At 32.9% G+C, this 24,067-nt stretch carries 24 protein-coding genes; 17 read left to right on the forward strand and 7 right to left on the reverse strand.

Translation table 11 applies throughout. The features are described 5' to 3' along the window. Positions 1-134: 134 nt before the first annotated feature. From Q0876_RS05875 to Q0876_RS05920, 10 genes are all read left to right on the forward strand, one after another. On the forward strand, positions 135-1,289 hold the full coding sequence (locus tag Q0876_RS05875; RefSeq protein WP_299225077.1) for a 5-(carboxyamino)imidazole ribonucleotide synthase: 1,155 nt from the start codon (positions 135-137) through the stop codon (positions 1,287-1,289). Position 1,290: 1 nt separating this feature from the next. Further along, positions 1,291-1,773, forward strand: coding sequence for a 5-(carboxyamino)imidazole ribonucleotide mutase (gene purE, locus Q0876_RS05880; protein WP_299225079.1), 483 nt, complete (start codon positions 1,291-1,293; stop codon positions 1,771-1,773). Positions 1,774-1,990: 217 nt separating this feature from the next. Further along, complete coding sequence (locus Q0876_RS05885) at positions 1,991-4,030, forward strand: M3 family metallopeptidase (protein ID WP_299225081.1); 2,040 nt, start codon at positions 1,991-1,993, stop codon at positions 4,028-4,030. 415 nt (positions 4,031-4,445) lie between these two features. Continuing rightward, positions 4,446-4,949 (forward strand): MarR family transcriptional regulator, encoded by a 504-nt coding sequence (locus Q0876_RS05890; protein WP_299225083.1) that lies wholly within the window; start codon positions 4,446-4,448, stop codon positions 4,947-4,949. A gap of 55 nt (positions 4,950-5,004) precedes the next feature. Continuing rightward, positions 5,005-5,343 (forward strand): hypothetical protein, encoded by a 339-nt coding sequence (locus Q0876_RS05895; RefSeq protein WP_299225085.1) that lies wholly within the window; start codon positions 5,005-5,007, stop codon positions 5,341-5,343. Continuing rightward, positions 5,340-5,771 (forward strand): hypothetical protein, encoded by a 432-nt coding sequence (locus Q0876_RS05900; RefSeq protein ID WP_299225087.1) that lies wholly within the window; start codon positions 5,340-5,342, stop codon positions 5,769-5,771. The genes Q0876_RS05895 and Q0876_RS05900 overlap by 4 nt, the downstream gene beginning before the upstream one ends. A gap of 13 nt (positions 5,772-5,784) precedes the next feature. Beyond that, positions 5,785-6,666: a class I SAM-dependent methyltransferase gene (locus tag Q0876_RS05905; protein WP_299225089.1), complete on the forward strand. Its 882-nt coding sequence runs from the start codon at positions 5,785-5,787 to the stop codon at positions 6,664-6,666. A 2-nt stretch (positions 6,667-6,668) separates the two neighbouring features. After that, complete coding sequence (locus Q0876_RS05910) at positions 6,669-7,577, forward strand: TIGR01777 family oxidoreductase (protein WP_299225091.1); 909 nt, start codon at positions 6,669-6,671, stop codon at positions 7,575-7,577. A gap of 42 nt (positions 7,578-7,619) precedes the next feature. After that, on the forward strand, positions 7,620-8,171 hold the full coding sequence (locus Q0876_RS05915) for a sigma-70 family RNA polymerase sigma factor (protein WP_299225093.1): 552 nt from the start codon (positions 7,620-7,622) through the stop codon (positions 8,169-8,171). Positions 8,172-8,174: 3 nt separating this feature from the next. After that, positions 8,175-8,426: a glycine dehydrogenase gene (locus tag Q0876_RS05920; RefSeq protein ID WP_299225094.1), complete on the forward strand. Its 252-nt coding sequence runs from the start codon at positions 8,175-8,177 to the stop codon at positions 8,424-8,426. Here the strand turns inward: Q0876_RS05920 and Q0876_RS05925 are convergent. Next, positions 8,409-9,245, reverse strand: a complete 837-nt coding sequence (locus Q0876_RS05925; RefSeq protein WP_299225096.1) for a hypothetical protein — start codon at positions 9,243-9,245, stop codon at positions 8,409-8,411. The two genes, Q0876_RS05920 and Q0876_RS05925, sit on opposite strands and share 18 nt — an antisense overlap. Before the next feature lie 121 nt (positions 9,246-9,366). Between Q0876_RS05925 and gcvP the strand changes: the two genes are divergently transcribed. The 5 genes from gcvP to Q0876_RS05950 all read left to right on the forward strand — a co-directional run bounded on the left by gcvP (position 9,367) and on the right by Q0876_RS05950 (position 15,682). After that, positions 9,367-12,216 (forward strand): aminomethyl-transferring glycine dehydrogenase, encoded by a 2,850-nt coding sequence (gene gcvP, locus Q0876_RS05930; RefSeq protein ID WP_299225098.1) that lies wholly within the window; start codon positions 9,367-9,369, stop codon positions 12,214-12,216. A gap of 172 nt (positions 12,217-12,388) precedes the next feature. Then, entirely contained in the window at positions 12,389-13,450 is a 1,062-nt protein-coding gene (locus Q0876_RS05935) for a 3-oxoacyl-ACP synthase III family protein (RefSeq protein ID WP_299225100.1), read from the forward strand. 1 nt (position 13,451) lies between these two features. Beyond that, positions 13,452-14,240 carry a pyrroline-5-carboxylate reductase gene (proC, locus tag Q0876_RS05940; protein ID WP_299225102.1) on the forward strand — a complete coding sequence of 263 codons (789 nt, stop codon included), beginning with the start codon at positions 13,452-13,454 and terminating at the stop codon, positions 14,238-14,240. After that, on the forward strand, positions 14,240-14,770 hold the full coding sequence (locus Q0876_RS05945; RefSeq protein WP_299225104.1) for a methyltransferase domain-containing protein: 531 nt from the start codon (positions 14,240-14,242) through the stop codon (positions 14,768-14,770). Before proC ends, Q0876_RS05945 begins: the two co-directional genes overlap by 1 nt. Positions 14,771-14,833: 63 nt before the next feature. Beyond that, complete coding sequence (locus Q0876_RS05950; RefSeq protein ID WP_299225106.1) at positions 14,834-15,682, forward strand: glycosyltransferase family 2 protein; 849 nt, start codon at positions 14,834-14,836, stop codon at positions 15,680-15,682. A gap of 3 nt (positions 15,683-15,685) precedes the next feature. On the opposite strand, the gene Q0876_RS05955 is transcribed toward Q0876_RS05950, so the two are convergent. Next, positions 15,686-16,495, reverse strand: a complete 810-nt coding sequence (locus Q0876_RS05955; RefSeq protein ID WP_299225108.1) for a DNA/RNA non-specific endonuclease — start codon at positions 16,493-16,495, stop codon at positions 15,686-15,688. Between the two features lie 2 nt (positions 16,496-16,497). Then, positions 16,498-18,141 (reverse strand): alkaline phosphatase PafA, encoded by a 1,644-nt coding sequence (gene pafA, locus Q0876_RS05960; protein ID WP_299225110.1) that lies wholly within the window; start codon positions 18,139-18,141, stop codon positions 16,498-16,500. 105 nt (positions 18,142-18,246) lie between these two features. On the opposite strand from pafA, the gene Q0876_RS05965 reads away from it, so the two are divergent. Continuing rightward, the gene (locus Q0876_RS05965; RefSeq protein WP_299225112.1) at positions 18,247-18,984 is read left to right on the forward strand and encodes an ABC transporter permease; all 738 of its coding nucleotides are present in this window, start codon (positions 18,247-18,249) and stop codon (positions 18,982-18,984) included. After that, complete coding sequence (locus Q0876_RS05970) at positions 18,984-19,751, forward strand: ABC transporter ATP-binding protein (RefSeq protein ID WP_299225114.1); 768 nt, start codon at positions 18,984-18,986, stop codon at positions 19,749-19,751. The genes Q0876_RS05965 and Q0876_RS05970 overlap by 1 nt, the downstream gene beginning before the upstream one ends. A 2-nt stretch (positions 19,752-19,753) precedes the next feature. Here Q0876_RS05970 and Q0876_RS05975 read toward each other — a convergent pair whose 3' ends face one another. The 4 genes from Q0876_RS05975 to Q0876_RS05990 are packed head-to-tail and all read right to left on the reverse strand — an operon-like array spanning position 19,754 to position 23,947. After that, positions 19,754-21,229: a DUF389 domain-containing protein gene (locus Q0876_RS05975; protein WP_299225116.1), complete on the reverse strand. Its 1,476-nt coding sequence runs from the start codon at positions 21,227-21,229 to the stop codon at positions 19,754-19,756. 2 nt (positions 21,230-21,231) lie between these two features. Beyond that, positions 21,232-22,311: a mannose-1-phosphate guanylyltransferase gene (locus Q0876_RS05980; RefSeq protein WP_299225118.1), complete on the reverse strand. Its 1,080-nt coding sequence runs from the start codon at positions 22,309-22,311 to the stop codon at positions 21,232-21,234. A 1-nt stretch (position 22,312) separates the two neighbouring features. Continuing rightward, the gene (locus tag Q0876_RS05985) at positions 22,313-22,912 is read right to left on the reverse strand and encodes a SprT-like domain-containing protein (RefSeq protein ID WP_299225120.1); all 600 of its coding nucleotides are present in this window, start codon (positions 22,910-22,912) and stop codon (positions 22,313-22,315) included. Positions 22,913-22,930: 18 nt separating this feature from the next. Continuing rightward, positions 22,931-23,947, reverse strand: coding sequence for a bestrophin family protein (locus Q0876_RS05990; protein ID WP_299225122.1), 1,017 nt, complete (start codon positions 23,945-23,947; stop codon positions 22,931-22,933). Positions 23,948-24,067: the final 120 nt, after the last annotated feature.

The raw sequence follows: 24,067 nt of genomic DNA on the forward strand, positions 1-24,067 counted from the left end.
TCAATAGATTGTCGATTACCGATTTTTTGAAATTCATTTTTATGAATGCTTTCTATTTTATAATGTATTTTTGTAAAACGAAAGTGAAAATTAAAAATTGCTTGTCGCTTTCATTCAAATGAAAATTACTATTGATGGACTTTTTTTCTTCAAATTTTAAAATAGGCATTCTTGGTGGTGGCCAATTAGGTAAAATGATGTTGTATACAACTAGAAAGTTTGATATTACTACTCATGTTATGGATTCAAGTGATCAAGCACCTTGTAAAATAGCTTGTGATAAATTCACTAAAGGCGACCTTATGGATTTTGATGCGGTATATAATTTTGGTAAGCAAGTAGATGTGCTCACTTTTGAAATTGAGAATGTAAATGTAAATGCTTTAGAACAACTAGAAAAAGAAGGTGTTAAGGTTTATCCATCTTCAAGAACATTACGAACGATTCAAAATAAAGCTTCTCAAAAATTATTTTACAGAGACCATAATATTCCAACATCAGAATTTACACGATTTGCATATATATCTGAAATTGAAGACGCTATAGAAAACGGCGGCTTGGAGCTTCCATTTGTTTGGAAAGCAGCACAATTTGGTTATGATGGTAATGGTGTCAAAGTAGTTAGGAAATTATCAGACCTAGAAGGCTTACCAAAAGGAGAATGCATAGCTGAAGACTTAATTCCATTTAAAAATGAATTAGCAGTCATTGTTGCTAGGACTGTGAGTGGTGATGTTAAAACATATCCAGTAGTTGAAATGGAGTTTCACCCTGAAGCCAATCAGGTTGAGTATGTTATTTGTCCTGCAAGAATTGACGATTCGGTGGCTAAAAAAGTGAAGAAAGTAGCTTTAACCGTTTCAGAGGCTTTCAATCATGTTGGTTTACTTGCTGTTGAAATGTTTCAGACAAAAGATGATGATGTGTTAGTAAATGAGGTAGCGCCAAGACCTCACAACTCAGGTCATCAAACTATTGAAGCTAGTTATACTTCTCAGTTTGAGCAACATATTAGAGCTATATTAGATCTCCCTCTTGGAAATACAGAGAGCAAAGTTGGTGGCATTATGGTTAATTTAGTTGGTGCTGAAGGTCATACAGGAGACGTTGTCTATGAGCATATTGAGGATATCATGAAGCTTGATGGCGTTACACCACACATTTATGGAAAAAAGCAAACTAGACCATTCAGAAAAATGGGACATGTTACCATTGTTAACGAAGATTTAAATGAAGCTCGTAAAACAGCAGAAATAGTAAAGAACACAATAAAAGTTATAAGTAAATAATATGAGTAAAGTAGGTATTATTATGGGAAGTAAAAGCGACCTTCCAGTGATGCAAGACGCAATAGATATTTTAAAAGAATTTAAAATAGATCTTGAAGTAGATATTGTATCTGCACATAGAACACCTGAGAAACTGTTTGATTACGGAAAGCATGCACATACAAGAGGTATTTCGGTTATTATTGCTGGAGCAGGAGGAGCAGCTCATTTACCAGGCATGGTAGCTTCGTTATCACCTTTACCAGTTATTGGTGTTCCAGTAAAAAGTAGCAATTCTATTGATGGTTGGGATTCTGTATTATCTATACTACAGATGCCTGGAGGAGTTCCTGTAGCAACTGTAGCCTTAAATGGCGCTAAGAATGCAGGTATATTAGCAGCCCAAATACTTGGCGCTTCAAATAAAACCATATGCGACACCATTATAGCTTACAAAGAGGGTCTGAAAACAAAAGTATTAGCTTCTTCAAAAGACTTACAATAAAAAACCTCGTTTTAAAAACGAGGTTTTAGAGCTATTAATCAATTATTTTTATAGAGTTGGTTAACTCTCTTAAAAATATAATAGCACAAAACTATAATATATTTTATCACATTCTCTAAAAATTATTATAATTAATAAACAAAGTAATTCACATTTAACAATTAATGTAAGAGTACTACTACTTAATTGATGTTTATTAAAAAAAACAGAAAAATTCATGACAATTTTAAATACACCCTTCGAAACATTATATCAAACTGCACCTTTTTCGAAAATTAAAAATGAAGACTATTTGCCTGCCTTTTTACAAGCTATAAAAGAAGCTAAAGCGGAAATTGATGCTATCACAAATAATCCAGCACTTCCAACCTTTGAAAACACGATTGAAGCTTTAGATTTTTCTGGAGAACAACTCGACAGAATTTCAAATATTTTCTTTAATCTTAATAGTGCTGAGACTAATGATGAAATTCAAAAAATTGCGCAAGAAGTGTCTCCGCTACTTTCAGAATTTAGTAATGATATTACACTTAATGAAACTTTATTTTCACGCGTAAAATTTGTTTATGATCATAAAGCTGAATTAAATCTAACTATTGAACAAGAAACACTCCTAGATAAAAAATACAAGGGGTTCTCAAGAAATGGTGCTAATCTTTCAGGTGACAAAAAAGAAAAGCTTCGTGAAATAGATAAGAAATTAAGTCAATTAAAATTAAAGTTTGGTGAGAATGTCCTAGCAGAGACCAATAAATTTGAAATGCTCTTAACCAATGAAGCTAATTTGTCTGGATTACCAGATGGAGCTAAAGAAGCAGCTCTACAGTTAGCCGAATCTAAAAACAAAAAAGGTTGGCTTATTACTTTAGATTACCCAAGTTACATTCCATTTATGACTTATGCTGATAACAGAAATTTACGAAAAAAACTAGCTGTTGCAGCTGGAGCTAAAGCATTCAATAGTGATGAAAATGATAACCAAGATAATGTCTTACAAATTGTTAAACTTCGTTATAAACGTGCTCAACTATTGGGTTATAAAACACATGCACATTTTGTTTTAGAAGAACGTATGGCAAAAACTCCAGATGCAGTTCAAAATTTTTTAAATGAACTTCTTGAAAAAGCTAAACCTGCTGCGGAAAAAGAATTTAAAGACCTTGAACAATTTGCTAAAGAACTGGATGGTATTGAAACATTAGAGAAATGGGATGGTGCCTATTACTCTGAAAAATTAAAACAAAAACTATTCAATCTAGACGACCAACAACTCAAACCATATTTCAAGCTAGAAAATGTAATTGAAGGTGTTTTTACTATTGCTGAACGTTTGTATGATTTGAAATTTGAAGAAATTAAAACCATCGATAAGTATCATGAGGATGTACTCACTTATAAAGTTTCTGATACTAATGGAAATTTAATCTCTATTCTCTATGCAGATTTTTTTCCAAGACCAGGAAAACGTAATGGTGCTTGGATGACGGTATTTAAACCTCAATATATTAAAAATGGTGAAAATAGCAGGCCACATATTTCTATTGTGTGTAATTTTACAAAACCAACCAAAAGCAAGCCATCATTACTTACATTTAATGAAGTAACCACATTATTCCATGAGTTTGGACATGCACTACATGGCATGTTAGCAAACACAACATATCCTAGTTTATCTGGTACTAATGTGTTTTGGGATTTTGTTGAACTCCCAAGCCAAGTACTTGAAAACTGGTGCTACGAAAAAGAAGCACTAGAGTTATTTGCAACTCACTATGAAACTGGAAAACTTATCCCAATGGAACTTATTACTAAAATCAAAGCCTCTGCCACCTTTCATGAAGGAATGCAAACGCTTAGACAAATTAGTTTTGGACTATTGGACATGAGTTGGCATTCCAACGAGTCACCTGAATCAATCGATTCAGTGAAAGTGCATGAGTCTGAAGTATTCAAAAAAACAAAACTCTATCCTGATGTAATAGAAAACTGTATGAGTACGTCATTTTCTCATATTTTTCAAGGTGGCTATAGTTCAGGTTATTATAGCTATAAATGGGCAGAAGTATTGGATGCAGATGCTTTTGAATATTTCTTAGAAGAGGGTGTTTTTAATAAAAAGGTTGCTACAAAATTTAAAGACCATGTATTATCACGAGGTGGAATTGAAGACCCAATGACATTGTATAAGCGCTTCAGAGGAAAAGAACCTAGACCAGATGCGTTATTAAAACGTGCTGGACTAATAAAACAAGAATAATTGATAGGTAAAGTAATCTACTTTTAAAACTAAAATAATTTTATTCCCTAATTTAAATTAAAACGAAAAGAGAAAGTGAAAGCATGAAGTTCAAGAGTTTTGTGATGCAAAAATCGATTCCTATTTAAAAGATGTAAAAAGATTAACAAAAGGATGGATAAACTTTCTAAAAAGAGGTATTATACAAATATAAAAAATAGGCTCCTAAGATCAATAAATAAAAGTTTTATATAATTCAATATCAAGGCAAATTGCATGTATTTGAAAAAAACCATAGAAAATTGTAAGAAGCTCTGAATAGAAAACCATGATATTTTTCTTTTAAAAACAATAGATAATTGTTATTTATATTAATCAAAAAAAAATAAACTTTCAATAATTATTGAAAGTTTCAAATATTTTATATATTTGTACTATGAATTACGAAGAAGCTAAAATAAAATTTGTTAGTACTTGGGGAAGTTTAGGTACACTTTGGGGAATAAATAAGGCTATGGCTCAAATACAAGCGTTATTGTTCGTCTCAACCAAACCACTATCTATGGAAGATATTATGGAACAACTCAAAATATCACGTGGCAATACAAGTATGAATTTAAGACAGTTAATGGATTGGGGAATTGTTACTAAAGAAATTATACCTGGTGAACGTAAAGAGTACTTCACTACTGAAAAGAATGTCCAAGAATTGGCAAGAACAATTGCAAAAGAGCGTAGTCGCAGAGAAATTCAACCAGTAATCAAAGTATTAAAAGAGGTTTCGTCAATTAAAGATGATGGCACCGAAAAAACAAAAGAACTTATAAAGCAAACCAAAGCTTTATACGAATTAACAGAAACTGCTGATGATATGATAAACAAACTCGTAAACCATAAACAAAACTGGATTACCAAATCTCTATTCAAACTTATTAAATAAAAAAATTTAAATCATTCTTTCAATAATTCCTGAAAGTTTAATAATTATGTGAATCATGAAAATAATATATTATATAAATAAATTTGTATTAATAACGACTCTAGCACTTTATTTCACTCTATTCTTAGGGCTTTATGCACAAATCGTACTAGGTATTGTTCAAGTTATTAGCAGTTTTTTACTTGTGTTCATATGGGAAAAAATAAAAGCAAACACTAAAGAGCGATTATTTATCTATTGGGCATTAATAAGTACTTATGGTACATGTTGGCTCTTTGATTGGAAAAACTTCAATCAAGACATACTAGTGATCTTCGGAATTATAATAATTCCAATATCTATAGCTATCTATTTCTTCTACATTCTTAAAACAACTAAAAATCATTTATCATGAATATTCAAATTCCAAACTGGTTAATAATTCTTGGAGGTTGTGGACAAATTTTTACAGCATTGATCTACCCTTACATCAGACACCAAGTATTTGATTGGTATAACGATGTAAAACAACTAAAACCTCTAAATCAAGAAATTGCTAAAACGTACGGCAGATACATTCAAGGTCTTAATTTTTCTTTTGGAGTAATCGCAATTCTTCTTCCTAACGATTTAAAGAATCATTCACATCTGGCAATAGCAATTACAGGTTTGATTGCTGCATATTGGGTTGGCAAAGTAGCAACTCAAATTGCTTATTACCCAATGTATGATATTCCTAAAAAACAACTCTTCAAAATTGGTGGCTATGGCATGAACAGTCTATTTGTATTATTCGCCATAATATACTCACTACTATTTATAACTAACATCTTCAACAATTAGAAACTAAGAAATTATGAAATCGGTAACAGTATCACAAATAGAAAAATCAGAAACCAACACCTTAGATATCATTGATTTCTATAACGAAGCAACAGAAGATTATGAATTTTGGAGCAATGACTTCAATATGCATTTTGGCTATTTTATTCCATTTAAAACTAATCCATTCAAAAGAGATTCTATGCTTAATCAAATGAATGCTCAAGTTGTCAAACGCCTAAATATAGGTAAAGGTAAAAACAGGCTTATCGATTTAGGCTGTGGTATGGGAGCCACAATGCGCTACGCTTTGAAACAACATAAAAACAGTATTGCTTATGGTGTTACATTATCTGATTTTCAACTCAAACAAGGCAATGAATTATTACAAGGAAAAAATGGTATTATTTTAAAAGAAAACTATAATCAAACCTCTTTTCGTTCTAATTCATTTGATTCGGCTGTAGCCATAGAAAGCTTATGTCATTCTGGTCATGATGAAAGATCAATTAAAGAAGCGTACCGAATATTAAAACCAGGAGGTCGATTCGTTATTGCTGATGCGTTTTTAAAAAAAGAAGTCAATGAACTATGCTATGGAAGTCATTATGCCTACCAAAAATTGTGTAGTCATTGGAGTTTAGCAAAGCTAGAAACACATACACGTATGAAAAAGAAACTTGAGGAATTCGGTTTTACAGACGTTAAAGTTGAAAATAAATCTCTAAGAGTTGCACCTTCGGTATTACATGTTCCATTTGCGATCTCAGGCTTTATTTTAAAAAAACTACTGCGCTTTAAATCAATTAAACGTGAGAGTTTTCATAATTTAAAAGGCTCTTTTTATGCACTTCTGTCAGGATTGCATATGAATAGTTTTGGATATTATATGATTAGTGCTACTAAAAAGAAATAAAGATGAAATTAAAAACAATAACTATAGCTGGAGGCAGTGGGTTTTTAGGACAGGTACTTGAAAATTACTTCTCAAAAAAAGGGTATACTATTTTTACATTAACAAGGCATCCAAAACGCTCTAATGAAATATTTTGGAACGCTAAGGATTTTGATAAGTGGACTAATATACTTGAACAAACTGATGTGCTTATTAATCTCACAGGCAAATCTGTTGACTGCAGGTATAATGAACACAACAAAAAACTTATTTACAATTCTCGAATTGATGCAACACATATACTTGGGCTAGCTATTAACCAATGTAACAGACCGCCAAAAACATGGATCAACTCCTCAACAGCAACCATCTACAAGCACTCAATGAACAAAGAAATGTCTGAGGAAAACGGAGACATAGGAGCTGATTTTTCAATGAATATTGCTAAGTCTTGGGAAAATACTTTTTATGATATTAATAACACTAAGACAAGAAAAATAGCAATCCGAACATCTATAGTTATGGGTAAAGATGGTGGTGCAACAGAACCTTTAAAGAATTTAGTACGATTTGGTTTAGGCGGTAAGCAAGCATCTGGACATCAAAAAGTGAGTTGGATTCATGAATTGGATTTTGCTAGAGCAGTTGAATTTTTAATTGAAAATCAAAATTTAGACGGTAATTTTAATCTTGCTGTTCCAAAACCAACTGATAATAAAACACTAATGAAAAGTTTAAGAAAAGTGATGAAAGTACCTTTTGGTATCTCACATCCTGAATGGCTTATCAAACTAGGCGCTAAACTAATCGGAACAGAATCAGAGTTGGTGTTAAAAAGTAGAAATGTAGTACCGAAACGTTTATTAGATAATGGCTTCTCATTTCATTTCACAGAGATACAAGAAGCATTGAGAAATTTATTAAGAACTTAATTATTAATTACTTATTTTTGAAAGAAAATTTCAAAAAAAGAAATGCCAAAACACGTTATAGATCCCAATCAATGGATTAAATTGTATTCTGACTATCTTTTTAATTACACCATTACACGTGTAAATGATAGAGAAATTGCTAAAGATCTAGTTCAGGATACCTTTGTTGCTGGCTTAAATTCTATGAAGAATTTTAAGGGCGAAGCAAGTGAACGTACTTGGCTTATTTCAATTCTAAAGCGTAAGATCATTGATTATTATCGTAAAATCAACTCCAACAAAGGAAAAGCCGAAGTTAGAATGACTTATTCTAGTGATGAAAATGAAGGCGATTGGTTGGAAGAACGTGTAGCAGATCCGTTTGATAAAACTGCTGAAGACACCATAGAAAATAGTGAATTAGGGAGAGCTATAGACAACTGCTTAAGTAAATTACCTGAAAAACAAGCACAAGTTTTCGAAATGAAAACAATTTTGAATTATGAAACAGAAGCCATTTGTAATGAATTAGATATTACTGCGTCTAACCTTTGGGTAATTATCCATAGAGCAAGAACAGCTATGGCAAATTGCCTTGAAAAAAATTGGTTTTAAATTATGAGTAATAAAATTTTCATCCCTTGTGAAGACGCTAATCATGTTTGTGATAAAACACAATACAAAGAAGCTACATTATGGGAAAAAATAAAACTAAATATCCATTTGATTTATTGTAATGCGTGTAGAAAATATACAAAGAACAATACTAAATTAACAAAACTGATTACTAAGAAACCTGTTACTATGGATACTTCTACAAAAGAAAGCTTGCAATCTGCCTTCGAAAAAGAATTAGCTAAGCATCAGTAATAATGCTAGCCAATACAACGGAATACTTTCTACCCAAAATGAACTATAATATTTACGCTGTTCAGTTCTTGCAAACAATAAAAACAGTATGGTAATCAAAACCACGACTAAAAGACTAATAAGTGCTTTAGAACTTACATTATGTTTAAAATATTCTAATAAAAAGAGTACAACTGATAATATCACACCAACAACTTTAGTTCTGCCAATACCAATTCTTTGCGGAATTGTTGCTAGGCGAAGACTATCATAGCTTAAATCTCTTATTTCAAAAGGCAACATCAATATGATCACTAATAAAAACCGCTGTATTACAGTTACAACAACATCATTTGAATAGATATCATAATCATTATTTACAAGTGGTAGAACTACAGTTACACCTGCCCAAACCATAGCAATGATATAAATTTTAAGACCACTGATGCTGCGTAATTTTTTGTGCTTATCTAAAAACACGTTTTTTGGAATTACTGGTATGGCGTACAAAAAAGTACACATTCCAAAAATGATCACACATCGTAATGCAGCTAGGCTTAGCTTAAAGAGATAATAACAAAAAACAACAAAACATATTAAAGAAAAAACTTGTATCACTCTTAACCAATTGGCCAAGCTTCTATGGTGAAATTTAGCCAACCCAAAATACTTTACAAAATTATAACCTGTTATAGATGCAAAAAAAATAAAATACAGCACATTTTCATCATAAGCTATATTAAATTGTATCAAAGTCAACCAGGATAGTGCATATACTGCCAAAGCCACATGAATACTACTGTTGATATAAAAATCAAATATGGTTCTCAATATACGCATATCACAAAAATAAGTAAACTGTTAATAACCGTTTCAAATGGTTGAAAAGTTTCATTTTCGTTAACAATTTAAGGACATTATTTGCTTAATTTTGCGAAACTAAAACACAACTTATATTTTAATGAATACAGCAGATTTTTCACTACGTCATATTGGTCCGAGAGAAGCAGACCAAAAGCTAATGTTACAAACAATTGGTGTAGATTCTATGGAGCAATTGATTCATGAAACCATTCCAGATGGTATTCGTTTAGAATCAAGCTTAGATCTTGATGCACCTATGAGTGAGCAAGAGTATTTGCTTCATATTTATGATCTTTCGAAAAAGAACCAAGTATTTAAAACCTATATTGGTCTGGGATATCACCCAACCATTATGCCTGCTGTAATTCAAAGAAATATTCTAGAAAATCCAGGTTGGTATACTGCATATACGCCTTATCAGGCTGAAATAGCTCAAGGTCGATTAGAAGCATTATTGAATTTTCAAACGATGATCACTGATCTTACTGGAATGGAGATTGCTAACGCTTCTCTATTAGATGAAAGTACAGCTGCTGCTGAAGCCATGAGTCTATTATTTGCTGTAAGAGATCGTGATCAAAAAAAGGCTGGCACTAATAAATTCTTTGTCTCAGAACATATTCTTCCCCAAACACTATCACTTTTACAAACTAGAGCTACACCCATTGGAATTGAATTAGTGGTTGGTAAAGAAGAAGATTTTGATTTTTCTGAAGACTACTTCGCTGCTATTTTACAATATCCAGGAAAACACGGACAGGTAACAGACATCAAGTCATTTATTGAACATGCTAATGCATCACGTATTAAAGTTGCTGTTGCTGCAGACATTATGAGCTTGGTTAAACTTGAGGCACCTGGTAAATTTGGTGCAGACGTTGTCTTAGGTACTACACAACGCTTTGGTATACCAATGGGTTATGGTGGTCCTCATGCTGCTTATTTTGCAACTAAAGAGGCTTACAAACGTGATCTCCCTGGTCGTATTATTGGAGTTACAAAAGATGCCAATGGTAATAGAGCTTTGCGTATGGCCCTACAAACTCGAGAGCAACACATAAAACGAGATAAAGCAACTTCTAACATTTGTACTGCTCAAGTTTTATTAGCTGTAATGGCAGGAATGTACGCCGTATATCATGGTCCAAAAGGTCTTGAATTTATTGCGGATAACATACACAACAAAACTGTAGCTTTATCCAATGCATTGAAACAATTAGGATTTGAACAGAATAACTCTTCGTTTTTCGACACACTACATATTAAAGCAAATGCAAAGGCGATCAAAAAAGAAGCTGAAAGTAAGAAAATAAACTTTTACTATCCTAATGAAAATGAAGTTGTTCTATCTATAAATGAACCTACTACGATAGGAGAACTCAATAAAATTGTATCTGTTTTTGCTAAAATCAGTAATCAAGATGCAGCAATCATCTCTGAGGTTTCAAGTGAAAATGCAATAGCTAGCGATTTAAAACGTCATACCAAGTTTTTACAAGAGCCTGTTTTTAACTCTCATCATTCTGAAACTGAGCTTATGCGCTATATCAAACTTTTAGAACGTAAAGATTTGGCGTTAAATCATTCTATGATCTCACTTGGTTCGTGTACAATGAAGCTAAATGCTGCATCAGAAATGTTACCACTAAGCTGGTTTAAATGGGGGAAAATTCATCCATTCGCACCAATAGATCAAGCTAAAGGATATCAAATTGTATTAAAAAAACTAGCAGATCAACTTACAGAAATAACGGGTTTTGCAGGCACTTCACTACAACCAAACTCTGGAGCTCAAGGCGAGTTTGCTGGTTTAATGGTTATTAAAGCCTACCATGAATCACGAGGAGATCGCCATAGAAATATTTGTATAATACCATCATCAGCTCATGGTACAAATCCTGCTAGTGCGGTGATGGCAGGAATGAAAGTCATCGTAACAAAATCAACAGATGAAGGTAATATTGATGTTGATGACTTAAGAGAGAAAGCTGAATTACATAAAGATAATCTTGCTGCTTTGATGGTAACTTACCCATCAACTCATGGTGTATATGAATCTGCAATCAAAGAAATTACTCAAATTATTCATGATAATGGAGGACAAGTTTATATGGATGGTGCCAACATGAACGCTCAAGTAGGTCTAACAAATCCTGGTAACATTGGAGCAGATGTTTGTCACCTAAATCTACATAAAACATTTGCCATACCACACGGAGGTGGCGGACCAGGTGTTGGTCCAATTTGTGTTGCCAAACAATTAGTACCATTTTTACCAGGAAACCCTTTAATTAAAACTGGAGGAGATCAAGCAATAACTGCAATTTCTGCAGCGCCTTTCGGTTCGTCATTGGCCTGTTTGATTTCCTATGGATATATAAAAATGTTAGGTGCTTCAGGATTGAAACGCTCTACCGAAGTGGCTATACTCAATGCTAACTACATAAAAAAACGACTTGAAGGTGCTTTCGAAACACTATATTCTGGTGAACGCGGACGTGCAGCACACGAAATGATTGTTGATTGTAGACCATTCAAAGCGCATGGTATTGAAGTTGTAGATATTGCGAAACGTTTAATGGATTATGGTTTTCATGCACCTACAGTATCTTTTCCTGTTGCTGGCACCATGATGATAGAACCTACTGAAAGTGAAAGCAAAGCTGAAATGGACCGGTTTTGTGATGCTATGATCTCTATCAAAAACGAAATAGATCAAATATCTAAGGAAAATACTAATAACACTTTGAAAAATGCACCTCACACGCTTGATATGATTACCAGCGATGAATGGTTATTACCATATACCCGTCAGGAGGCAGCATTTCCTTTAGACTACGTTAGAGCCAATAAGTTTTGGCCAAGTGTAAGACGCGTAGATGATGCCTATGGCGATCGAAATCTTATTTGTACCTGTGCGCCTATTGAAATGTATATGGAAGCTTAATTTTAAGAACTATAACGACAAATACCCTTGGTTTTCAAGGGTATTTTTGTAAATTATGTAATCTAAAGCCTGTTTTTTGTCAATTCATTAAAAATAAGTGATATTTTGAGAATTTTAATCAAGACAAAAATTTATTTAATTACATTAGTCAATTAATCTAAATGCGTATCAAATGGCAATTAAAATAACTGGAACTGGTAGTTATATTCCAGACATGATCGAGAAGAATGAAGATTTCCATCAACATGAGTTTTTAAATGCTGATGGTTCAACAATAAATCACCCTAATGAAATTATTGTTGATAAATTTAAAGCCATAACAGGCATCCAAGAAAGACGCTATGCCGATGACCAGCTAACCTCTTCAGATTTGGGGTTTTTAGCTGCACAAAAAGCTATTGAAGATGCTAATATAAATCCAGAAGAAATTGACTATATTATCTGTGCTCATAATTTTGGAGATGTTAAGGCCAACACTATTCAAAGTGATATTTTACCATGTTTGGCTTCTAGGGTTAAACATAGTTTGAGAATAAAAAATCCTAAATGTGTTGCCTATGATATTCTATTTGGTTGTCCAGGATGGGTAGAAGGTGTAATTCAAGCCAAAGCATTTATTAAATCAGGAATGGCTAAAAAATGTCTAGTTATCGGTTCTGAAACATTATCACGAGTGGTTGATAAACATGATAGAGACTCTATGATCTATTCAGATGGCGCGGGCGCTACCATAGTTGAAGCTACAGATGATGATGAAGGAGGTATCCTTGCTCATGAAACTGCTTCATTTACGTATGATGAGGCTTACTACCTCTATTTTGGAAACTCAAACAACCAAGAGCTCTGTAAAGACACACGTTATATTAAAATGCATGGTCGTAAGATCTATGAGTTTGCGCTGAGTAATGTACCACAAGCCATGAAAACATGTTTAGATAGTAGTGGTGTGGATATTAATGACGTGAAAAAAGTATTGATCCATCAAGCTAATGAAAAAATGGATGAAGCCATAATTAAACGTTTTTACCGCCTTTATAAAACGGAAGCTCCTGAAGGCGTAATGCCAATGAGTATTCATAAATTAGGTAACAGTTCAGTTGCAACTGTTCCTACCCTTTTTGATTTGATAAGAAATAATAAATTAGAAAATCAATCACTTAAAAAAGGTGATATTATTATTTTTGCTAGTGTTGGTGCTGGGATGCATGTAAATGCTATTGTATACAAATATTAATATGAATTCGAAAATTGCAATTTTAGGAGGAGGTAATCTTGGTCAAGCAATAGCTTCGGGCTTAATAAGCGACCATTTCAAACCTTCAAATATTGTAATTACTCGACACAAAACAGACTTATTAAAATCATTTAAAGAACAAGGAGTTGTAATTACTTCTAATAACATTGAAGCAGTAAAAAATGCTGATACAATTATCATTGCTGTAAAACCTTATAAGATTTCTGAAGTCTTGAAAGAAGTTGCTCCTGAAATTTCTTCCAATAAATTACTCATCTCAGTTGTTAGTGATTTTTCAATAGAACAAATAAAAGCTCAGTTACAATTTGATCCAGTGATCTATAGAGCAATGCCAAATACCGCAGCATCAGTTAATGAATCTATTACATGTATAGCCTCGAATACATCTGATGATGAATCAACAACTAATGTAAAGCGTATTTTTAATGCACTTGGCGAAACTATTGTTATTAATGAGCAACTTATGGATGCAGCAACTGTTTTAGGCGCCTGTGGAATAGCTTATGTACTTCGCTTTATTAGAGGTATGATTCAGGGTGGAATTGAAATAGGCTTTGATGCTCATACAGCAACTCAAATTGCAACTCAAACCGTAAAAGGCGCAAGTGAATTATTACTACAAAAAGGAAATCATCCTGAAGCCGAAATTGATAAAGTTACTACTCCTAAAGGTTGTACTATAGCTGGTTTGAATGAAATGGAACATCAAGGTTTTAGTTCAGCTTTAATTAAAGGTATTAAAACCTCTTACGATAATATCTCTAAATAATGTACGAAGGAAAGTTTCCGCACAAACGATATAAACTCACTTTACAATTTCTACAAAAGCACATCAGTACCTCTGAATCAATTTTAGATTTAGGTATAGAAAACCCATTTACAGAAGTCATGACAAAAAATGGCTTTACTGTAAAAAACACTTCAGGTATAGATCTAGACGAGAACCTTTCTGAAGTTAAAAATAATCATGCTGATGTTGTTACTGCTTTTGAAATTTTCGAGCATTTACTTTCACCATATACCATCTTAAAAACGATTAAATCAAAAAAACTAGTAGCAAGTGTTCCTCTAAAATTATGGTTCGCTTCAGCTTACAGAAGTAAAACCGATATGAGAGATCGTCATTTTCATGAATTTGAAGATTGGCAATTTGATTGGCTTTTAGAAAAAACTGGTTGGAAAATTATAGATAGACAAAAATGGACTAATCCAACTAAAAAAATTGGCATCAGACCTATATTAAGATTATTTACTAAGAGGTATTATATTGTGTATGCTGAAAGAATTTCTAACACTTAATTTAATATCAAATTGTGTTTACGTAGTTTTGAGTTTTAAGTAATTAAACTGATATTTTCTCAAATGGACTTCTATATCGTTATTTCTGCTCATAATGAAGAAGGTTTTATTGCCAAAACATTACAATCCTTGGTAAAGCAAACACTTCTGCCAAAACGTGTAGTTGTGGTCAATGATAATTCAACAGATGCAACAAAAACTATCGTTGAGGATTTCACTTCAAAATACAGTTGGATCTCACTGATAAATATTACCAGCAAAAATGAACATTTACCAGGCTCTAAAGTCATTAATGCTTTTTATAAAGGTTTTGAAACTCTAGACAGCAACTATCACATTATTTGCAAATTTGATGCTGATATCGTGTTACCCAATAATTACTTAGAACGTTTAAAAGTTATTTTTGAATCAGATAAAATCATAGGAATTGCTGGCGGTTTAGCATATGTTAAAGAAAATGACCAATGGGTTTATGAAAACATTTCCAATAAAGATCATGTACGTGGACCATTTAAAGCTTATAGCAAAAAATGCTTTGAACAAATTGGAGGCTTGAAACCTACTATAGGTTGGGATACAGTTGACACTTTGCTTGCAAGATATTATGGCTGGAAAGTAGTAACTGATAAAGAATTGCATGTCAAACATCTCAAACCAACTGGTGAAAATTACAATGAAAATTCAAAATATTTTCAAGGTGAAGCACTTTATAAAATGCGGTATGGTTTTATGATCACATTACTGACCGCTATTAAAATGGCATATAATAAGCAACGCTTGGCTATTTTGAAAAATTACTTAAAAGGTTATTTTAGAGCAAAACGAAACAATATAGCTCCAGTCGTTACTGTAAATCAAGGTAAATTCATTAGACAGTATAGATGGAAAGGGATACTTGGTAAGCTCAACTAAATTTCAATTAAAACTCCAATTTTTATAATCGTTAGAAGCTTCCAACTGGTCTTCAAGTTGATCTTCAAGTTGAGGAAAGAAGTCAATTCCTGTTAATTGTTCAATTTCATCTACAGAAACTACGTATTCGTAAAGTGGTTTATTAGAGTTTTCATGTGGCATTAAAAATGCAATCACTTTAGTCTTACCAGTATTATTATCAATAAGTACCTTATAAAATTGATTAGGCACACTGACCTTCTCTTCTCCAATAACTTTCATGTTTCCTTTCAAAACACCACCTGTTACGACGAAAACACCATTATACTTTCGAGCCCAATAACGAACTTTTTGTTCAAGCTTATTCCAAATACCAGAATTAAAATGATGTTCCTGAGGACTAATGTTACTGGTTAAAAATGTTTCGTCATGAGCAGCCTTACTATATTTTCGATCTCCTGCAGGGCACAAATGTCCACGATCATAACCTGATTTTTTATAGTTCCGCCAATGGGCAGCTCCTGTTTTTACTGCTTTATCGATCTCAAAATACGGTCGCTGGAAATTAGTATTCGATAGGTGTGATCTTTTTAACTCATAAGCCACCCATTCGGCTTGTTCATGAGTTTCACTATATGATAACGAATAACCTTCGTGATGTATTATTTGATCTGTGGTACTAGTAGGCAAAAAATATTCGTTGGTATCTGTTTTAGTCGTTTTACCATTTTCTATTGTTTTATGAGTTTCCTTTTCAGTTAAAAAAAACTCATAACCAAAAACACCTATAAGTATTAAAATTGCAAGTAGTGTGTATAAAGAACGTCTCTTCAAATCTAATCAATTACAAATTCTAATGGCTGTCCAGTAGCTCCATTAGGAAAACTGATTCCTAAAAGTGAGGAAATAGTAGGCGCAATATCAATAACTCGTGTTCGCTTAACAGTTTCTCCATTTGCTATGCCCTTTCCAAAAAACAAAAGCGGTACATGAGTATCATAATTGTACCCTGAATGGTGATCTGTGCCTGTTTGATTCCATTTGGTGTCTTTGAATACTTCAGGGTTAAATGTAAATAAAATGTCTCCAGATCGTTTTTGATTATGGCCATTAAACAACAATAGCTCTTGGTATCCTGATGGTATTGGAAATAGATTAATTTCAGAAGTCATATATACATTACTTATTAGCTCATAGGTTAACAATTTACGTGATATGACACTCTTTACTTCTTGAAGATCGAGATTATGCGCCTCTATTTTTTGATGATCTATAAACACTTGATTATTTATACGACTTAGTGCTAGATCAGAAACCTTATAGGTCGTATATAATAATTCATTGATCTCTTTAAGCATAGCTGTTGAATCAAATAAACCTGACGGAATTCTATTGTCTTTAAGATACGAAGGCACATGAGGCGCGCCATGATCTGCAGTTAAAAACACGGTATATTCACCTTTACCAACATAACTATCTAAAGCCTTGAATAAACGTTCTAGCTCTAGGTCTAATCGTAGGTATGTATCTTCAATTTCTTTAGAATTAGGCCCAAAATCATGGCCTACCTTATCAGTACTTGAATAGCTAATAGTCAATACATCTGTAATATTATCTTTTCCTAACTGCTCATGTTCTATAGCTTTTAAGGTAAAATCTGTGGTAATACTATTTCCGTAAGGAGAATTTGCCACCACGTGAAAACCATCATTATCATTCTTTAATTCAGCTAATCTATGAGGAAAGCTTGATTGCTTTTCGCCTTTTAAAATCCGCTCATATCTATTTGCATCTGTTCCGCTTTCTTCATAAGAATTGATATCATATAATGCATCCCAAGTTTTAAAATAACTTTCAGCTACACCAGAATGATTAAACTCCTTTACCCAATCAGGTAATTCGTTCATATAAAAAGTGCTACTCATCCAATCGCCATTACCTCCATGATCATAATCCCACCAGTAAGCCGCATTAGCAGAATGACCTGCTGGTAAAATAGCACCTCTGTGTTTCACTGAAATCCCAATTGTTTTTCCTCTCATTTGCGTAAAAAGTCGGTTCTCATCGGCAAAAGTTGATCCTATCATGTGAATTGGCGACTTCTTTCCATCTTTACTAGAGGTACCTACAGGTTCAACAGAATTATCTTCAACACAATTCACATTTCTATACAATGTTTTGTCAAACCAATCATTACCAATTATACCATGATATTTAGGAGATGTTCCAGTAAAAATTGAAGCATGGCCAGGTCCAGTTTTGGTTGGAATATAATTAAAGTGATGATTTTTGCAATTGAATCCTTCATTGATCATACGCTTAAAACCGCCATCGCTGTACTTACTATAAAACCGAGTTAAATAATCATAACGCATCTGATCGACAACAATTCCTACGACCAATTTCGGATTTTCATTTTGTGATACCGATACTGTGGTTATAAAAAATAAGCTTAGTAAAGAAAAAATAGACTTTAGCATAATAAAATGTTTCTAGCTTCAAAAATACAGATTTTAATACATCATGCTTTAAAATTAAGGTTAAATAAGATTAGTTTTTTTACTTTAGCGTAATCAAATTTTACTATGCAATACCTTACTAATATTGGCGCCTATTTTTTAATGATTGCAGAAATGTTTCGCAAGCCTACAAAATGGTCTGTGATGCGTATCTTGATCTTTAAGGATATCGATGATCTTATCATTGGTTCATTAGGTATTGTTTCATTTATTTCATTTTTCGTAGGCGGTGTTGTAACGATACAAACAGCACTAAATATTAGTAACCCTTTAATCCCTAAATACTTAGTTGGCTTTGCAACGAGACAATCTGTGATTTTAGAGTTTGCCCCAACTTTCATTTCAATAATCATGGCTGGAAAGGTAGGCTCTTTTATCACCTCTAGCATAGGCACCATGAGAGTTACAGAGCAGATTGATGCATTGGAAGTTATGGGTATCAATGCTATTAATTATCTTGTTTTTCCTAAGTTTATTGCATTAATGTTATATCCATTTGTTATCTCAATTGCAATGTTTTTAGGTGTTCTTGGCGGAATGGCTGCATGTGTATATGGAGGTTTCAGTACGCTTGAAGATTATATTATTGGAGTACAGACCGATTTTATTCCATTTCATGTCATTTATGCTTTCATAAAAACCTTCGTTTTTGCATTTTTGTTAGCTACAATTCCATCTTTCTACGGTTATTATATGAAAGGTGGTGCTCTAGAAGTTGGTAAAGCAAGTACAACTTCATTTGTTTGGACAAGTGTAATGATTATTTTATTGAATTACATATTAACCTCAATGCTTTTAAGCTAATGATCGAAGTTAAAGACATAGAAAAATCATTTGGTGAAGCTCATATTTTAAAAGGGATAAGCACCTCATTTGAAAAAGGCAAAACCAGTTTAGTTATAGGACAAAGTGGTTCTGGAAAAACAGTATTCTTAAAATGCTTATTAGGCTTATTTACTCCTGAAGCTGGCACGATTTCATATGATGGTAAGATCTATTCAAAGCTTACTGATGACGAAAAGCGTAATTTAAGAGCCGAAATGGGAATGGTTTTTCAAGGCAGTGCGCTTTTTGACTCTATGACCATAGCAGAAAATGTCATGTTTCCGTTGCGTATGTTTACTAAGCAAAGTAGAAGTGAAATGGAAGATCGTGTTGATTTCGTTTTAAAGCGTGTCAACTTAATTGATGCACATCATAAAATGCCAAGTGAAGCTTCTGGTGGCATGCAAAAACGTGTAGCTATTGCAAGAGCAATAGTTAACAATCCGAAATATTTGTTTTGCGATGAACCAAATTCAGGATTAGATCCAAAAACCGCAATGGTGATTGATAATCTAATTCAAGAAATTACTGACGAATATAATATCACCACTGTAATCAACTCACATGATATGAATTCGGTAATGGAAATTGGAGAGAAAATTGTATTTCTAAAAGATGGTTATAAAGCGTGGGAAGGTTCAAATAAGAACATTTTTAAAACCGATAATGAAGCTGTAACTAACTTTGTTTACTCTTCAGAGTTATTTAAAAAAGTACGAAAAATGTACATTGAAGAGAACGAATAAGCTTAATTCCTTTTAATTATAATCGTATCTGTTTTCAATTCTTTTTGCAACCATTCTTGCAATGCTCTTTCTCTAGCCAATACTATACTATCACTTAAAGCCACCTTCCACCTAACATTAGCCACTGTAACTGTATCAATATTTATAAAATCTTTGGACTCTAACATTTCAGAATAACCAAAAAACTCTAGATCATTAAAACGCACTTTAGCATCACGAGACAAGGTTGTAAACGACACTACTCTTTTTGTGTTTTTAGATTCAATTTGTTTGTTCAAATTGGTGATACTCTGTTCTAACTGCTCTACTTGTTTTTGAAGTCCAGATATAATCAAATCCTTTTGGTCTAAATCTCTAATTGCTCTATCATATGCATCTACAATTTTATCAAAACTTCTATTTTTATTACCTTTTATATCTAAAGTAAAATCTTTAATCTTATCGTAGTTTTTTATTTCATTATTCAAATCGGCTACTGTAGCTTCTGAAACTTCTCCATTAAAATATAAGGCAATTGTTTTCTCCTCATAATTTGGTGTTCCCTTTTGTAACCATAATTCATTATTATCTTCTATTTCAGTTTTCAAAAATCTATTATAATCACTCTCAAACCCGCTTTGTCTAATAAAATTTATAAAAGTCCAAATTGCAGGAGCCATAACTAATAAAGCAACCACTGAAGCCAATTGAGCTGTGCGCTTTCTTCTTTTAGAGTTTGCATATTTCAGCATTGGAAAACGCAGTACTTTCAACACTATAAAGGTTGCCAAAGCTATAAAAATGGTGTTTATTGTAAACAAGTACATTGCACCAACAAAAAACTCCCAGTTATGGGCTAAACCATAACCAGCTGTACACAAAGGTGGCATTAAAGCAGTAGCAATAGCCACACCAAAAATGACAGAAGCAATGGTACCTTTCTTGGTTCTTGCTATAATGAGTGCTGCGCCGCCAAAAAAGGCAATAAGAACATCTCTAACATCTGGTTTAGTACGACCAAAAATTTCATTAGTTTCTAGATCAGCTGTAGGAAAAAATTTAAAGAAAAGGTAAGCAGTTAATAAACTTAACACAATCATGGTCGCCAAATTTATCATTGATTTTTTTAGCGTATCAATATCATTAATTGCTATTGACAAGCCAACTCCTAGAATAGGTCCCATTAGAGGAGAAATTAACATGGCACCAATTACGACTGCTGGCGAATTTGCGTTTAAACCAACTGAAGCGACCATAATGGAGCATACCAAAATCCATGCCGTTGCGCCTTTAAATGGAATGTCATTTTTTATAGCTTGAACTGTTGCATCACGATCTGTATCGTCTCTAAAATCTAATAACTCGTTAAGAAACTTAGTGATACTTTGCCAAAGCCCTTCTGCATCTTTTCGAACTGCTTCTTTTGACTGTTCTACAGCTTTATCTTTATTTATTTGAGCTTCCTCTTCAGAAAAATTAAACTTACTCTCTTTACTCATAATTATCCGTAATGTTCGCCAAACTTATCTTTAACTTTTTGGAGCACTTTTTTAATGTCTTGCTCCTTTGTCTTTGGAAAGATAAGCAAAACTTCGTCTTTATCTACAATTATATAATCGTGTAAACCATCAACAACTACAATTTTATCGTTCTTAGTACGAATCATATTGCCTGAAGCATCATCTGTTAAGGTTCTAGAATTCACAACAGCATTATTACTTTCATCCTTATCAAGTTTATCGTACAAACTCCCCCAAGTTCCAAGGTCATTCCAATCAAAAGTGGCAGGAAGTACATATACATTGTGAGATGATTCCATGATAGCATAATCTACAGATATATTTTCTGCTTTTCCATAATTATCTCTTACAAAATCATCTTCAAAATCTGTATTATAGACCTCAATACCTTTTTCAAAAAGACGATATAATTCAGGTTGATTATTCTTGTATGCATTTACAACACTATTTACGCTCCAAATGAATATACCTGCATTCCAAAGGAAATTACCTTGTACTATAAACTGTTTAGCTGTTTCATAATCTGGTTTTTCTCTAAATTGAGCTACAGTTTTGATGGCTGAGTTTGATAGTTTATCATACTCAATATAGCCGTAACCAGTATTAGGAAATGTAGGTTGAATTCCTAAAGTCATTAATGCATCATTTTGAGCGCAAAAGTTAAATGCGTGTTGCACATTATCTGTAAAGGCTTGTTCATCTTCAATCCAATGGTCGCTTGGTGCAACAATCATAACTGCATCTTTATTCTCTTTTTGAATTTTTAGTGCTGCATATAAAATACAGGGCGCGGTATTTCGCATGGCTGGTTCTAAAACAACTTGTCGCTTTGTGACTTCAGGTATCTGTTCAAATACTAGATTATTATAGCGTTCATTGGTTAAAATGAAAATATTCTCTTTAGGAATTAAATTTGCCAATCTATTAAATGTTTTTTGAATCAATGTATCTCCAGTTCCAAGCATATCATGAAACTGCTTCGGAAAATCTTGAGTACTAACTGGCCAAAATCGTGATCCTACTCCTCCTGCCATTAATATGGCGTAATAATTTCTATTCATTTTAATTATTTAATAGTTCTACCTCTGCATTTGGATTGAATAAATACAGTTTTCCCGTTTTCAATTCAACGCATTCAAAACGCTTAACGCGTCTATTGCCTTTTTTAAAAACTTTTCCATTGTATAATTTAAAATCACTTCCAAAAGGGACTTCAAAAATATAGGTTTTATCGTTAGGTTCATCAAATTGTTTTAAAGCTAATGCTAGTTGGGCATCTGAATCACTGCTAGCTTTAGGATTTTTAAAGTGTCTTGCTAATAATGGCAATAGGTTTTCAGGAAATATCTCTGGGTTTAAAAAAGGCAGCATCAAATGTTGAAATGTTCGCTTCCACTCTATTCCGTGAGGTTTTATGTGCTTTCCAAATGATTTATACGCTTCAAAATGTGAAACCTCATGTATTAATGTTATTAAAAAGCGGTAGCTATTTAAATTAGAGTTTACTGTGATTTGATGTTTTCCATTAGGCAATCTTCTATAATCTCCATGTCTTGTTTTACGTTCCTGTTTGATCTTAACAACAAGATGATCATATTTTAGCAGCTCTAAAACTTGAGGAATGGCTTTTTCTGGTATAAATGCTTGAAGTGTTTGTTGCATGAAACAAAGCTAATATAATCAGTACAAAATATTATCTTTTGGTTGTTCGTTTTCTGGCAAATTCTTTTCATCGAGTATATCACGCAAATCTATTTCAATGGTTTTACATAATGCAGTCATTGGCACATCATTAATTCGACCTTCAAAAGGATCTTCACTATTATCACCAATGCTTTCCATAGTAGCGAAAATCCAAGAAATTAAAACAGAAAAAGGAATCATTAAGAACACATACCAAGGCTCGATCGTTCCAACTGTAGCCATTGAGTCATCTTCAAAAATGTCTAACAGTCCAAATGGCAAAAGCAAAATGAAAATCCATGTGAATACTTTTGAGAAATAACCATATTGTCTTGGAAATGGTGTGTTTTTTATACGTTCACACTTTCCTTGTAAGTTGTAGAACTCTTCTATACAAGATTGTAATTGATCTTCTTGAAAACCGTCAATATAGTCATTGGCTCTACACGCTTTTATATCTAAGCCTTGATTTTTCACTAAATGTGTTGCTGGATTGACACGTGTTTCTAGGTCTTCATACTCGGTTTGATTGACCAAACCTATTGCGGCATTACAAGAGATGTTACGCTCTCCATGCCTATCAAACAACGCTTCAACTGCTTTGTTTTCTTTAATAGTCCAAGGTTTAGGTTGGCGTAATTGAATACGCAAGGCATTTATCCAAGCCACATGTCTATGTATCAATTTGGCATGCAGCTTTTTGTTTTCTTCAGCATTATTAGTTTCTATAAAACTAATGACATGAACTGCCCAAGTACGACTATAATTAACAATCCCTCCCCAAATTTTTCTCGCTTCCCAAAAACGATCATAACTCTGGCTATTCTTAAAACCAATATAAAATGCAACAGCAATACCAATAACACTTAAAGGCTGAAATGGGATATCAATAAAACTCCATCCCAAATAGTAATAAGCACAAAAAATCACACCTGCATATACAGTAAATAAAATTAAATTTTTCCATGAATAACGTAAAATAAGTCCCCATCCTATATTTCTTTTTATATACATAAATCAATTGTGTTTGTTCGTCTTTAAAAATAAGCATTTTTGACTCACCATTAATTGTTAAAATGTATTAGCTTTCGGAAATATATTCAATAAGTTTTAGCTGTGAGCATCTTGTTAGGT

This window comes from uncultured Psychroserpens sp. (assembly GCF_947503375.1).
GTDB lineage: Bacteria > Bacteroidota > Bacteroidia > Flavobacteriales > Flavobacteriaceae > Psychroserpens.